Raw genomic sequence first — 13,553 nt, 5'->3', positions numbered from 1 at the left:
TTCATATCAACTCGGGCCACGAACGACCATGGCTCGTCGGCACCATGATGATGCGCGACGGCCAGCGTGGTATCGTCGGGCGCGAGATTGAGATAGCGGGTCCGGTGCCATGAACAAGCTTGTCGGCTCGATGCTGCGTCCGAATGATCGGAGCTTCTACGCCATCATGGCCGGGCTCTCGCTCGGCATCGGCGTCGTCAACGCCCTCTCGGCCGCCCACGATGCCGTCAGGCGGGGAGCCGCCTATGATCTAGAAAAGCAGCTGCTGTGGGAGATGACGAGCATCATCGTCATCATCCTGCTGGCGCCGCTGCTGGTCGTCACCGTTCGATTGATCCGGCGGGGCCCGGCCGCCCCTGTCCGTCTCATCGCGCTCGCCGTTGCCGCCGTCATCGTCTTCTCCCTGCTCCACATCACCGGCATGGTGATGCTGCGCAAGCTGCTGATGTGGGGCGCTGGCGGCGCCTACGACTTCCAGTTCTCGCTCGCCACCATCGTGTACGAGTTCCGCAAGGACGTCATGACGGCGCTGCTCATCGGTGCCACGCTCTGGCTATATGACGGCTATCGCGCGAGCGCCCTCCAAGAGCCGACACGGCGATCCGAGCCTCCTGCCCCTGCCACGCTCTGGCTGCGCGACGGCGCGAGCCGCATCCGCGTCGCGCCGGCCGACATCCTGTGGGTCGCTGCGGCCGGCAACTACGTGGAATACGCCATGGCCGACGGCAGGCGACATCTGATCCGCGGCACCCTGTCGGCCGCCGAGGCCGAACTCGCCCGCTTCGCGCTGGTGCGCATCCACCGCGGCCGGCTGGTCAACATGACCAGGGTCACCGCGCTTTCGGTTCTGCCATCAGGCGAGTTCGACCTGACCTTCGACGGCGGCCAATCCGTCCAGGGCAGCCGCCGCTATCGCAGCGCGGTTGCGCCATTGGAGCAGACGGTGGTGGCGGCGCGCTGAAGCGGCCGCGGCTGCCGACGAAAACGCCTGTATTTTCATCGAATTGCAGGCGCATTCGGGGCACGCTCCGCGGCCGCCTCGGCCCGCAGCCGCTTCGAGGGCGCGCTCGGCATCCCTGCCGCAGCCGCCTCGCCGGGCGTTGAAAATCCTTGCTTTTTGCCCTGCGCTCCATGCTAGAAGGCCAACTTCCAGTCACGCCAGCGCCGCTCCGTCCAAGCGAACGGATGGCGCTCGATCACCACTTTTCCTGCTGATGTCCCCTGCTGAACTCTTCGGCGAGGCGCCAGATGAAGCATGGACGAAGTCGGTCGACGCTCTGCCAAGGATTCTCTGATGCCTGAAGTCATCTTCAACGGTCCGGCCGGCCGCCTCGAAGGCCGTTACCATCCGGCGAAGCAGAAGAACGCGCCGATCGCGATGATCCTGCATCCGCATCCGCAGTTCCACGGCACGATGAACCATCAGATCGTGTACCAGTGCTACTACGCCTTCGCGCATCGCGGCTTCTCGGTGCTGCGCTTCAATTTCCGCGGCGTCGGCCGCAGCCAAGGCTCGTTCGACCACGGCACCGGCGAGCTGTCCGATGCGGCCTCCGCGCTCGATTGGGCGCAGACCATCAACCCCGAGGCTCGCGCCTGCTGGGTCGCCGGCTTCTCGTTCGGCGCCTGGATCGGCATGCAGCTCCTGATGCGCCGCCCGGAGGTCGAGGGCTTCATCTCGATCGCGCCGCCCGCCAACCTCTATGACTTCTCGTTCCTGGCGCCTTGCCCGTCCTCGGGCCTGATCGTGCACGGCGAACGCGATGCGGTGGTGCCGCCCAAGGACGTCAACACGCTGGTCGAGAAGTTGAAGACGCAGAAGGGCATCGTGATCGACCAGCAGGTCATCCCCGGCGCCAACCACTTCTTCGACGGCAAGCTCGAGCCGCTCATGGAGACGATCACGGCCTATCTGGACATGCGCCTCGCCAATGTGAGGTGAGGCCGGGCGATGTTCTGTAGGGTGGGCAAAGGCGAGTCCAACGCGCCGTGCCCACCGACTTCATGTGTGCATGCTGAGCCAATGGTGGGCACGCGATCAGATCAGCGCTTTGCACCGATCTGATCGCTTGGCCTACCCTACGCCTCGCGTACTTTCTCAAGCAGCCTGCTTCAACAAATAAGCGTCGTGCCTCACAAGGAACGCGCGCAGCAGCGTCGGATAATCGGCGCCGACCGCCGTCCTCACACTCGGCCGCTGCGCCAACTGATCACGCCAGGCCCGAACCTTCGGCGTTGACGCAAAGATGCCGAGATCGGCATAGCCATCGAACACATCGAAATAGCGGAAGACCGGCGCAAACACCGCGTCGACCAGGCTGAAGCGCACGCCATCGAAATACGGTCCCTCGCCCAGCGCGTCCTCGACGCGGGCGAACTTCGCCGTCAGCGCCTCGCGCTTCGCGCCGAACACGGCAGCATCCTGCGTCGTCTCCAGGCCCCAGAGATCGCCGAGGATCGCCGAGCCGAACTCCATCCAGGCGCGATGCTGCGCGCGCTGGAGCGCGTCATCGGGATGCAGCCTAGCTCCGGGCTGCGCGTCCTCGATGTACTCGCAGATCACGTTGCTCTCGAACACCGCCACTTCGCCCCGCGGCGCCGGCACCACCAGCACCGGCACCTTGCCGAGCGGCGAGATCTTCAGGAACCAGTCGGGCTTGTCGGCAAGATCGATGTCGATCCGCTCGAACGCGACACCCTTCTCGGTGAGCGCGATGACGGCGCGTTGCACATAGGGGCAGAGCTTGTGGCTGATCAGCTTCAGGGAGGGCGACATGACATCCTCGGCAGTTTGATGCAGATGCATCAAACTAGATGCACACGCATGGAACTGTCAAGATTCATGCAATTGCATGGATCATGGACGCGCGATCACTCCGCCGGTCATCGGAAACGGCACCCCGGTGGTGGTGGGATAGCTCAGCGGCAGGCCCTTCATGCCGCGCACCGCCAGGAAGCCGAATGCCTGGGCCTCGATGGCGTCAGCCGACCAGCCCAGCGCATCGGCCGATTCGACGCTCGCCGGCGCGACGCGCTCCCGCAGCATCCGCATCATGGTATGGTTGCGGGCCCCGCCGCCGCACACGATCCAACTCGCCGGCGGCTTCGGCAGCAGCGGAACGACGCGGGCGATCGCAGCCGCCGTGAACGCCGTCAGGGTCGCGGCCCCGTCCGCCGGCGTCACATCGCCGAGCTTCAGCGCGGCGAAATCGTTGCGGTCGAGCGATTTCGGCGGCGGCAGCGCGAAGAAGGGCATGTCGAGCGCGCTCGTGATCCAGGCCTCGTCCGGCCTGCCCTGCTCCGCCACGCGGCCATCCTGATCGAACGCCTGGCCGGTCGTGCGGTGCATGAAGTCGTCGAGCAGCGCATTGCCCGGACCGGTGTCGCAGGCGATCAGCACGTCGTCGCCATCGATATAGGTGATGTTGGAGACGCCGCCGATATTGACCACGGCGATCGGCCCGGGGCGTGACAGCGATTGCGCCAGGGCACGGTGATAGACCGGCACGAACGGCGCGCCCTGCCCGCCGAAATCGACGTCGGCGGCGCGGAAATCGTGCATCACCGGGATATGGACGGACTTGGCGAGCGCGGCGGCATCGCCGATCTGCACCGTCAGGCGGCGTTCCGGGCGGTGCAGCACGGTCTGCCCATGGAAGCCGATGATGTCGATGTCCTCAGGCTTGAGCCGGTGCTGCGCCAGGAACGCGGCGATCGCCTCGGCGTGCGCCACCGTCACGGCGCGCTCGGCATCGCGTACCCGCCCGGGACGCGCCTCGCGCCGCTCGATCTGCACCGCATCGGCGAGCGCCTCGCGCAGCAGGCTGCGCTCGGCGGCGCCATAGGCCCGGTAGCCCGTGGGGCCGAGCCTCTTGATCTGCCGCCCGTCGGTCTCGATCAGGGCCACGTCCACCCCGTCGAGCGAGGTGCCACTCATGAGGCCAAGTGCGGTCAGAATCATTGCAGTCGAACCCGAAAACCCTGCCCTGCTTGCCAAGTACGGCCGATTTGAGGTCCCGCCCGGGCCGCGCCCATGCTTGTACAAGCCCGGCGCATCTTATAATGCCACAACGCCCGTATCCGCGGCATGTGCCCTACCGCACCCCGCCGCGACATCAGGTCAATACCGTAAACAAATGCTCAGAGTCGCCGACAATGACTGGCTTCAAGTCTGATTTCCTGAACGTGCTGCAGAGCCGCGGATTCATCCATCAGTGCTCGGATTTCGAGGGCCTGGATGCGCTCGCCGCCAAGGGCCAGGCGACCGCCTATGTCGGCTATGACTGCACCGCACGCTCGCTGCACATCGGCAACTTCCTGACCATGATGATGCTGTACTGGCTGCAGCAGACCGGGAACAAGCCGATCACCCTGATGGGCGGCGGCACGACCATGGTCGGAGATCCCTCCGGCAAGGACGAGACCCGCGCGATGCGCACGGTCGAGGAGATCGAGGCCAACAAGGCCTCGATCCGCGGCGTGTTCGCCAAGGTGCTGCGCTACGGCGACGGCGCGACAGATGCCATCATGCTCGACAACGCCGAATGGCTGACCCAGCTCAAGTGGATCGAGATGCTGCGCGACATCGGCCGGCACTTCTCGGTCAACCGCATGCTGACCATGGACTCGGTGAAGCTGCGGCTCGAGCGCGAGCAGGAGATGAGCTTCATCGAGTTCAACTACATGGTCTGCCAGGCCTACGACTTCGTCGAGCTGGCGCGCCGCACCGGCTGCCGGCTCCAGATGGGCGGCTCGGACCAGTGGGGCAACATCGTCAACGGTGTCGAGCTCGGCCGCCGCATGGGCACCGAACAGCTCTTCGCGCTGACGACACCGCTGCTGACCACCGCCTCGGGCGCCAAGATGGGCAAGACCGCGCAGGGGGCGATCTGGCTCAATGCCGACCAGTGCAGCCCGTATGATTTCTGGCAGTACTGGCGCAACACCGAGGACGCCGACGTCGTCAAGTTCCTCAAGCTGTTCACGACGCTGCCGCTGTCGGAGATCGAAAAGCTCGGCGCGCTCCAGGGCGCCGAGATCAACGAGGCCAAGAAGGCGCTGGCGGATGCGGCGACCACGCTGCTGCACGGCGAAGAAGCGGCGCGGACCGCGGCCGAGACCGCGCGCCGCACCTTCGAGGAAGGCGCGATCGCCGAGAACCTGCCGACCGTCGAGGTCGCAAAGGCTGAGCTCGACGCGGGCCTCGGCGTGCTCAATGCCTTCGTCAAGGCCGGCCTCGTCGCCTCCAACGGCGAGGCGCGGCGGCAGATCAAGGGCGGCGGCCTGCGCGTCAACGACGTCGCGGTGACCGACGAAAAGATGGCACTGACGCCGGCGGCGCTGACCAGCGAGGGCGTGATCAAGCTGTCGCTGGGCAAGAAGCGCCACGTGCTGGTCAAGCCTGCATAGCCGCATTCGTTTTTGCCTGCTTGTCAGGGAACGCCGAAAGGCGCTCCCTGACGGTATGACGATCAGCGCGCCGCAAGAGCCTGCGCAAGCCGAGGAAAGCCCGACAGCTCGACCACGAACGCACTTGGCGTTCGTGGTGCTGGGCCTGTGCTTCGCGCTGTCGGTGCTCGGCCGCGGGCTGGGAGAAAGCTTTACCGTCTTCCTCAAGCCGATCTCCGACGGCTTCGGCTGGGACCGCTCCGAGGTGGTCTCGATCTATTCGCTGACGGCGCTCGCCGGCGGCCTCGCCGCGCCGCTGATCGGACGGCTGTTCGACCACACCGGGCCGCGCGCCGTCTATGCGCTCGGCCTCCTGCTGCTCGGCACAGCCTTCACGGCCGCGGCGCACGCGCGGGCGCTGTGGCAGTTCCAGATCAGCATCGGCCTGTGCGTCGGCATCGGCATCGCGCTGATCGGCAACGTCCCCAACTCGATCCTGCTCGGCCGCTGGTTCGGCAAGAAGCTGCCGACCGCGATGGCGGTGATCTATTCGGCGACCGGCGCCGGCGTGCTGATCCTGCTGCCGGGCTCGCAACTGCTGATCGACGCCATCGGCTGGCGCAGCACCTATCAGGCGTTCGGCGCTGCAGCCTTCAGTCTGCTGGTGCCGCTGGCGTTGCTACCGTGGCGGCTGTTCGCCGCCGGCGCGCCTCACATCACCAGGCCGATCAGCGACGAGCTCGCTGATGACGCCTGGACGTTGTCGCGCGCGCTGCGCCACCACGCCTTCTGGGCGCTGTTCTCGACCTTCTTCTTCACCGCCATCGGCATGTATGCGATCGCGCCGCAGGTCGTCGCCTATCTGATCGATGCGGGCTTTGCGCCGCTGCAGGCCGCCACCGCCTGGGGCTTCTCGGGCGTGGTGCTGCTGTTCGGCATGCTCGGCGTCTCCGCGCTCGACGGGCTGATCGGGCGGCGGCCATCCGTGCTGTTCTCCTACGCCGTATCGATCGCAGGAATCCTGATGCTGTGGGCGCTGCAATTTGCGCCGAACATCTTCCTGCTCACCGGCTTCGTCGTCTGCTTCGGCAGCATGATCGGCTCGCGCGGGCCGCTGTTGTCGGCCACCGCGATGAAGATCTTCCGCGGCAGGCGACTCGGCACCATCTACGGCACGATCACGATCGGCAGCGGGCTCGGCTCGGCGCTGGGATCGTGGAGCGGCGGCGTCATCCACGATCTCACTCACGGCTATGATGCCGTCATTCTGCTCGCGCTCGTCAGCGTCGTCATCGGCATGGTCCCGTTCCTGGTCGTTCCCGCCCTTCGCACGTAGTTGGCGCACGGTCCAAATACGGTGTGCTTGCGCGCGCCGAGTGCCGCCCGTCCACATAGTGGACGGCGCGCAACGACCACGCATTCATGATTAGTAAGCAGCTTGATGATAGTTGTTTCGGCAACAAGAACGAAGAGGACGCCGTGACACTGCTCAGCCGCATGAAGTTCCGTACCAAGCTCGCAAGCATGGTGATCCTTGCGATCGCGACGGTGATCGCGATCGTGGCCGTTTCCGGCTGGCTCAGCCGCGCGCGGATGCTGGAAGACCGCATCACCCAGATGCACACCGCGGTGGACCTCGTCTACGGTCTCGCAGAGACGCTGCAGACGGAGGTCGCGGCAGGAAAGATGTCGGTGGACGAGGCCAAGAACAAGTTCCGCTATCTTGCGCGACGAATGACGTTCAACAACGGCCAGGGCTATCCGATCGCCTACAACGCGGCAGATTCGGCGCTTCTGCTGAATGCCGCCAACGAGAAACTGGAGGGCAAGATCCTCGGCACCAAGGACGCCAACGGCGTCATGATCGCCGATGCGCAGATCAAGGCCGCGCAGCAGAGACCCGAAGGCAGCACGACCTCCTACCTCTATCCGCGGCCCGGCCAGACCGAGCCGCTGCGGAAGGTCGTCTTCGTCCGCGCCTTCGCGCCGTGGAACATCGTCATGAGCTACGGGCTCTATGTCGACGACATCGAGGCGGACGTCTATGCGCTGCTGATGCGGCTCGCCGGCATCGGCGCGGCGCTGCTCGTGCTGCTCGGCATCCTGTCCTTCCTGATCTCGCACAACGTGGTCGGCGGGCTGCATCGGCTGAAGGATCGCATGCAGGACATCGCCGGCGGGCGGCTCGAGCAGCCGGTCGCCGAGACCGAACGCGGCGACGAGATCGGCCGCATGGCCGAGACCCTGGAGGTACTGCGCAAGACCGCGATCACCGCCCGCATGCTGGAGCATGAGCAGGCCGCATCCAAGCAGCGCAGCGAAGCGGACAAGCGCGACGCGCTGATCGCGATGGCCGACCGCTTCGATGCCTCCGTCGGCCAGCTCGTGGCCCTGATGGCGTCCGGCGCCGGAGAGCTCGAGGCCACGGCGAAATCGATGACCGGCACCGCCGAGAGCACCAATGCGCGCGCGACCGCCGTCAGCTCCGCCGCGACTGAAGCGAGCTCGCGCGTCCAGACGGTCGCCACCGCCGCCGAGGAATTGACCTCGTCGATCACCGAGATCAGCCGTCAGGTCGCCCAATCGGCCGAGGTTACCGGACGCGCCGTCGAAAGCGCGCGCCATACCGACGGGATCGTCCGCGCCCTGGCCGACGGCGCCAAGCAGATCGAGCACGTCGCCGAGCTGATCTCCAGCATCGCGGGCCAGACCAACCTGCTGGCGCTCAACGCCACGATCGAGGCCGCGCGCGCCGGCGAAGCCGGGCGCGGCTTCGCGGTGGTCGCAGCGGAGGTGAAGAGCCTGGCCAGCCAGACCGCACAGGCCACGCAGGAGATCGGCGACCGCATCGCCCAGATCCAGAACGCGACGCGGGAAGCGGTCGGCGCGCTCGACGGCATCACCCTGACCATCGAGGAAGTGTCCGCGATCGCGGCCACGATCGGATCGGCGATCGAGGAACAGGGAACGGCCACCGCGGAGATCGCGCGCAACGTCACCCAGACCGCGCAGGCCACCCGTGAGGTCACCGCTAATATCGGCGGCGTCTCGACCGCAGCCAACGAGACCGGCAGCGCCGCGAGCCACGTGCTGATCGCCGCCGGCAACCTCTCCAAGCAGGCCGAGCAGCTCTCCCGCGAGGTCGACACCTTCCTTGCTGGCGTCAGAGCGGCCTGACCGCATCGATCCGCTCTGTTGACGTCGCCGACGCCGACGGCCGGCAGCATCAATTGTTCGGCGGCAGCTCCGCCGGCGGGTATTGCTGCTTGCCGGTGTTGAAATCCATGATCTTGCGCGTCACGCCCGGCAGCATGGCCGAGATCGGATTGATGCGCACCACCGGCTGGCTCGGCGTGCCGACGACCTCGTAGGTCACGCCGAACAGACCTTCATTGCTGCCGCCGAGGAACAGGCCGACGATCGGGATCTGGTTGAACATGTTGTTCAGCCCGTACAGCGGCACGATCGTGCCGGAGGCGCGGACCTGGTTGACGTTGTAGTCGATGCTGCCCTCGATGGTCAGGCCGAGCGTCGGCCCCTTGACCACGCCGTCGCGGATCGAGAGCAGCCCGTTCTGCCGCGTGAACTCTGCGCGCAGCATCGTGAAGGCGATGCCCTGTGACGCGCCCTGGGCCGCACCGGAAGCGGCGCGGTCCAGCGCCTGCTCACCCCTGACGGTGAAGTTGCGAACGATCGCGAGGCCTTCCTTGGGGCTGGAATCGGCCGTCGGCGGCTCCATGGCCAGCTCCAGCTCGCCGCCGGCCATCTTGGAATAGGTGTCGGCGAAGCGCAGCAGCGCACCTGCATCGTTGGTCACGAGATAGATCACCTCGCGGCCCTGACGGCGCGCACGCGGATCAGAGCTGGGCGCCTCGCGGCCGACGCGGATGTCGGCGGTGACCGGCGTGTCGCGGCCGACCTTGCCGGTCAGGTTGAAGCTCTTGAAGGCGCCGCCGCGCCGGGAGAGCTTGACGTCGACGCTGCGCAGCGCCTCGCCGTTGAAGCCGGCGACGGCGCCGAGCTTGACCTCGGCGTCGAAGTCGAGATTCGAGCGCGCCTTGTTCTTGTCGGCGTCCTTGTTGGTCCCGGAGATGGCGGACTTCAGGAAGCCGCGGCCGTCGAACACGTCGCCGCGCATCGACAGCTTCAGCACGCCGTCCTGGCCGCGCTCGGCCTTGAGCTGCGTCTTGTCGCCTTCCGACGGCGAATAGGTCGGGAAGTTGGCGTTCATCAGGTCGCCGTTCTGGTCGACTTCCAGCGAGCCCTTGATGGAGACGCCACCGCCTTCGATGTTGATGTCCTCGAAGCGGGTCGACTGCTGCTTGGCGACCACGTTGAAGGTGGCCTTGCTCGCCTTGCCCGGATTCTTCACCCAGCCCGGCAGCAAATTGTCGAGCTTGAGCTGGGTCAGATCGGCCTCGACACCGAGCCGGCTGTCACGATCGGCGGAGCCCGCGATCTTGCCGTTGAGCTTGAGCGGCACGTTGCCGGTGATCGCGGTGCCCAGATCCATGCCGAGCCGGGCGCGGCTCGCATCATCGAGGATCGCCTGCATCTTGATGTCGGCGTCGCCCTCGGTCGGCTTGCGATAGTCGAGCGTGGCCGGCTGGCCGTTGATCTTGACGTCGCCCTTGACCTGATAGCCGGCGGTGTTGGCCACGATCTTGAGCGTGTTGGCCTCGAGCTTCTGGTTCATCACCAGCTTGTCGGCGGCAAAGCCGTTGAGGTCGGCCGTGACCGCGTAGCTGGTGTCGGCCTTGGTGAGTTCGCCCTTGACCGGCATCGCGAGATTCACGCTGGCCTGGAACGTTCCCTTGGTCTGGTTGGGATCGATCGGCATCGACGACAGATCGTTGAGCCGGTCGGAGGCGAGGATCTCGGCGGCCGCGGCGACCTGGCCCTCGACGCGCATCCGCACCTTCGAGGGTGACGGCTTCGGCGCCATGTCCGGCACCTCGAACACCACGTCGGAGAAGTTGAGCTTGCGCCCGGCCGGCGTATCCGCGACGCCCTGCCCGATCGTCACCGTCGCGGTGCGGCCGGTGACATGCGCCTTCACGTCGGCATCGCGCACCGACGGCAGGCCGTCGACCGGATGCACGGTGACATTGGTGGCGACGATGTTGACGTCGAGACCATCGTCGGGAATCGGCGGCCCCTTGCGCGGCAGGTTGCGCGTCGGCGAATTGACCGCGACGTCGATCCGCTGCACCGAGCCGCGCTCGATGCGCTCGATGATCCAGGCCCGCACCTCCGGCACGATCAGCGCCGGCCAGATCCGTTTCATCGCCAGCGCGGGCATCGGCGTCGCGGCGAAGCCGAGCTTCAGCCGCGGCTCTCCGGCATACTCGACGCTGCCGGTGCCGGCGACGCCGATTTCACCGTTGGACACCTCGGCCTGCGTCAGCAGCACGCGCTTGCCCTCGGTGTCGAAGCGGAAGTTGATCGAGATGCGGTTGAAGATCAGCGGTGGCTCGTTTTCGATGGCGCCGAGCAGAATGGTGCCGCCGTTGAGACCCAGCCGCCAGTCGTTCGCGGTGTCGTTCGGCGGCTCGAGATTGGCGTTGAGCGTGATGCGGTTGGCGCCAGAGATCACCTTCAACGGCGCGATCAGCACGCGGCGTCCGGCGTCCCATTCCATGCTGATCTCGGCGGAATCGATCGCCATCGGATAGTCGGGCGTATCGGTGTCGATGATCTTGCCCGCGCCGATGTTGATCTTGCCGCGCAGATAGGTCGGCAGCCCGTCGCGCGCGAGCTCGCCCTTGATCTCGCCGGTCATGGGCAGGTCCGCCATGTAGGTGAGATCCTTGAGTCGCATCGCCAGCAGGATGTTGCTGGTGGAAACCTTGTCAGCCTTGATGTCCACCGTGCGCACGCCGTTGGCCTGGGGCCCGACCAGAATGCGCAGCGACCACGGCCTGGCGCCCTCTTCGCCGAGGCTCAGCGCCACGCCGCCGCCGGACGGCCGGCGCAGGCTGAGGCTGATGTTCTCGAACGTCCATTTGTTGCCGCGCTGCTGGTCGTCGACGACCAGCACGCCGTTCTTCAACCCGATCTCGTTCAGGTTCTGGCCATCGAGCCCGGTCAGGCTGAGGCTGTCGAGCCAGTCCAGGCCGGCGAGCAGGCCGTTCGGCGCCGCGGTCGCCGGCAAAGTCGAAGTGGCCGGCGCCGACGGCTGCGGGCCGGCCTGCGGTCCCGGTGCACCAGGCGATGGCGCGGCCTGTCCCGGCCGCGGGAATGTCGGCGGCAGGCCGGCATCGCGCTTGGAGGCGACGCCCGTCGCCAGCGGCTTGTTGGTCTCCCCCGTCGACACCGTGACGGTGCCGTCCGGGGTGATGCGAATCGCGAGCTCGGCGTCGACCAGCTTGAGGCTTTCGGCGCGCAGCTGGCCCATCAGCAGCGCGGCGCCGGACAGCCGCACCTCGGCCTTGGGCGCGCTGGCGACGATGGCGTGATCCTGGTCGCGCACGATGATGTCGCGGATCCGGACCGCGATCCTGATCCGGCCGGCGCGCTCGATCTGGGTGCCGCCGACCTCGACGGTATTGCCGTGGCCGATATTGTCCTCGATCGCCGCCGCGAGCCATGGCGTCGCTATGTCGAGGCTGATCGGGCCCGCACCGAGCCGCAGCCACAGGCCGGCGAAGCCGAGCCCGACGAGCAGCATGAGAGATGCCAGCGTGATGACGACCCGCTTGGCCACGCGGCCGCCCGGCAGACGCGGGCGCGCCCCGCCGAATCGACCGGTGCTCCCGCCCGAATCGGGCCGCGACAACAGGCTCCGGGCGCGCTGCCCGACCATCTCGTCGTGCTCGGCGGCAGCCTCATACTGGTCGGCCACATCCCAGTCGGCCTCATCCCACTGCTGGCCCTGGGTGTCCGCTTGCAGATGGGGCCGCTGGGGTGATGTCTGTCTTGCCATTGCCTCTCGGTGCCGGCCCCTCGTGTCCGAAATAGTCGTGCCAATCTGGCCTCGGCCAGGTTGGTCGCCGGTGTGGCCCCGCCCGTTCACGCAGCGCGCGTGCTCACTGCCGGCAGGAGTCGATGCCCCAATGATCCCGTCACGCTTCGGCGGGTGCTGTCAACACGCCCGCTGGCGCTTCGCCGGCGGCGCGGACGACGCGCGGAATCCTCGTCACTATACCCCGCCGCCGTCAGGTTTGCCCACCTGCTCGCGCCAGCGGACCGGCGCCTCTCCACCGCCGGACGAAATTTGTGGCGGGGACGTCTGATCCGGAGACGGTACGAGAGTCGTCATTGCACTGTGCTCAACTGCGCTGGTGCTCACGCCTGCTGGTAGCCATGATCTTCGCTTCATCGCAAGAGGCGCAATCCCCTGCGCGCCGCGAAGCACGGATGCCAGATCGATCCCGGGACACCGGACAAGAACCGAGATACTTTCATTTTTGAGCCGCCGAAAGCGACGAAAGGAAGGCGTATGTCGAAGGAATCACGAAAGAAATCCTCCAACCCGGCGTCCTACGGGACGATTGACGGGAACCGGCTCGCCACCGCGGCCAAGAAGGCCACCAAGAAGACGGCCAAACCGGCCGTGACGAAAGCCGCCAAGACGACCTCCGCCAAGACGCCGACCACCAAGACGCCGACCACGAAGGCCGCCGCTGCGAAGGCCAAGCCCGCGGCGCCGGCTGCCAGCGGAACGGGCCTTGCCGAGGGCGCCAAGGCACCCGCGTTCAAGCTGCCGCGCGATGGCGGCGGAACCGTCTCGCTGGCGGACTACAGCGGCCAGAAGCTCGTGCTGTTCTTCTATCCCAAGGCCAATACGCCCGGCTGCACCAAGGAGGCGATCGACTTCACCCGCCTGTCGAAGGACTTCGCCGCTGCCGGCGCCGCAGTGCTCGGCGTCTCCGCCGATTCGGTCAAGGCGCAGGACAATTTCCGCGACAAGCACGATCTCGCGGTACCCCTGATCTCGGACGAGAAGCATGAGATGCTGGAGGCCTACGGCGCCTGGGGCGAGAAGTCGCTCTATGGCCGCAAGTTTCTCGGCATCATCCGAAGCACCGTCTTGATCGGCGCCGACGGCCGCGTCGTCAAGGTGTGGCGCAACGTCAAGGTCGACGGCCACGCCGACGCGGTGCTGGCGGCGGCGCGCGCGCTCTGAGAATGCGCCGGAGAGCGTTGGGGGAAAATTAACCATG

The 13,553-nt window shown here is 66.7% G+C and carries 9 protein-coding genes; 6 read left to right on the top strand and 3 right to left on the bottom strand.

Going from position 1 to position 13,553, the window contains the following annotated elements; genetic code table 11:
• Positions 1-109 precede the first annotated feature (109 nt).
• Complete coding sequence (locus ACQR2C_RS08760; protein WP_316215727.1) at positions 110-961, top strand: LytTR family DNA-binding domain-containing protein; 852 nt, start codon at positions 110-112, stop codon at positions 959-961.
• Between the two features lie 333 nt (positions 962-1,294).
• Positions 1,295-1,942: an alpha/beta hydrolase gene (locus tag ACQR2C_RS08755; protein ID WP_008971476.1), complete on the top strand. Its 648-nt coding sequence runs from the start codon at positions 1,295-1,297 to the stop codon at positions 1,940-1,942.
• 156 nt (positions 1,943-2,098) lie between these two features.
• On the opposite strand, the gene ACQR2C_RS08750 is transcribed toward ACQR2C_RS08755, so the two are convergent.
• Both ACQR2C_RS08750 and ACQR2C_RS08745 read right to left on the bottom strand, forming a co-directional pair.
• Complete coding sequence (locus ACQR2C_RS08750; RefSeq protein WP_434880919.1) at positions 2,099-2,776, bottom strand: glutathione S-transferase family protein; 678 nt, start codon at positions 2,774-2,776, stop codon at positions 2,099-2,101.
• A gap of 81 nt (positions 2,777-2,857) precedes the next feature.
• Complete coding sequence (locus tag ACQR2C_RS08745; RefSeq protein WP_315800137.1) at positions 2,858-3,961, bottom strand: anhydro-N-acetylmuramic acid kinase; 1,104 nt, start codon at positions 3,959-3,961, stop codon at positions 2,858-2,860.
• Between the two features lie 194 nt (positions 3,962-4,155).
• Here ACQR2C_RS08745 and tyrS point away from each other — a divergent pair, with 194 nt between their 5' ends.
• The 3 genes from tyrS to ACQR2C_RS08730 all read left to right on the top strand — a co-directional run bounded on the left by tyrS (position 4,156) and on the right by ACQR2C_RS08730 (position 8,565).
• Entirely contained in the window at positions 4,156-5,409 is a 1,254-nt protein-coding gene (gene tyrS / locus ACQR2C_RS08740; protein ID WP_315800138.1) for a tyrosine--tRNA ligase, read from the top strand.
• Positions 5,410-5,464: 55 nt separating this feature from the next.
• Positions 5,465-6,724 carry an MFS transporter gene (locus tag ACQR2C_RS08735; RefSeq protein WP_316215724.1) on the top strand — a complete coding sequence of 420 codons (1,260 nt, stop codon included), beginning with the start codon at positions 5,465-5,467 and terminating at the stop codon, positions 6,722-6,724.
• Between the two features lie 143 nt (positions 6,725-6,867).
• Positions 6,868-8,565, top strand: a complete 1,698-nt coding sequence (locus ACQR2C_RS08730; RefSeq protein ID WP_316215723.1) for a methyl-accepting chemotaxis protein — start codon at positions 6,868-6,870, stop codon at positions 8,563-8,565.
• A 49-nt stretch (positions 8,566-8,614) separates the two neighbouring features.
• On the opposite strand, the gene ACQR2C_RS08725 is transcribed toward ACQR2C_RS08730, so the two are convergent.
• Positions 8,615-12,313 carry a YhdP family protein gene (locus ACQR2C_RS08725; protein ID WP_434880918.1) on the bottom strand — a complete coding sequence of 1,233 codons (3,699 nt, stop codon included), beginning with the start codon at positions 12,311-12,313 and terminating at the stop codon, positions 8,615-8,617.
• A gap of 516 nt (positions 12,314-12,829) precedes the next feature.
• Between ACQR2C_RS08725 and ACQR2C_RS08720 the strand changes: the two genes are divergently transcribed.
• Entirely contained in the window at positions 12,830-13,516 is a 687-nt protein-coding gene (locus tag ACQR2C_RS08720; RefSeq protein WP_434880917.1) for a peroxiredoxin, read from the top strand.
• The last annotated feature ends 37 nt before the right edge of the window (positions 13,517-13,553 follow it).

Source organism: Bradyrhizobium sp. HKCCYLRH3061 (genome assembly GCF_051168015.1).
Classification (GTDB): Bacteria; Pseudomonadota; Alphaproteobacteria; order Rhizobiales; family Xanthobacteraceae; genus Bradyrhizobium.
This window is presented reverse-complemented; position numbering and strand designations above follow the sequence as displayed.

What these genes read in the sequence shown, in the direction of transcription:
- ACQR2C_RS08760 (WP_316215727.1), top strand. Translation starts at nt 110, where the DNA reads ATGAACAAGCTTGTCGGCTCGATGCTGCGTCCGAATGATCGGAGCTTC.
- ACQR2C_RS08755 (WP_008971476.1), top strand. Translation starts at nt 1,295, where the DNA reads ATGCCTGAAGTCATCTTCAACGGTCCGGCCGGCCGCCTCGAAGGCCGT.
- ACQR2C_RS08750 (WP_434880919.1), bottom strand. Translation starts at nt 2,776, where the DNA reads ATGTCGCCCTCCCTGAAGCTGATCAGCCACAAGCTCTGCCCCTATGTG.
- ACQR2C_RS08745 (WP_315800137.1), bottom strand. Translation starts at nt 3,961, where the DNA reads ATGATTCTGACCGCACTTGGCCTCATGAGTGGCACCTCGCTCGACGGG.
- tyrS (WP_315800138.1), top strand. Translation starts at nt 4,156, where the DNA reads ATGACTGGCTTCAAGTCTGATTTCCTGAACGTGCTGCAGAGCCGCGGA.
- ACQR2C_RS08735 (WP_316215724.1), top strand. Translation starts at nt 5,465, where the DNA reads ATGACGATCAGCGCGCCGCAAGAGCCTGCGCAAGCCGAGGAAAGCCCG.
- ACQR2C_RS08725 (WP_434880918.1), bottom strand. Translation starts at nt 12,313, where the DNA reads ATGGCAAGACAGACATCACCCCAGCGGCCCCATCTGCAAGCGGACACC.
- ACQR2C_RS08720 (WP_434880917.1), top strand. Translation starts at nt 12,830, where the DNA reads ATGTCGAAGGAATCACGAAAGAAATCCTCCAACCCGGCGTCCTACGGG.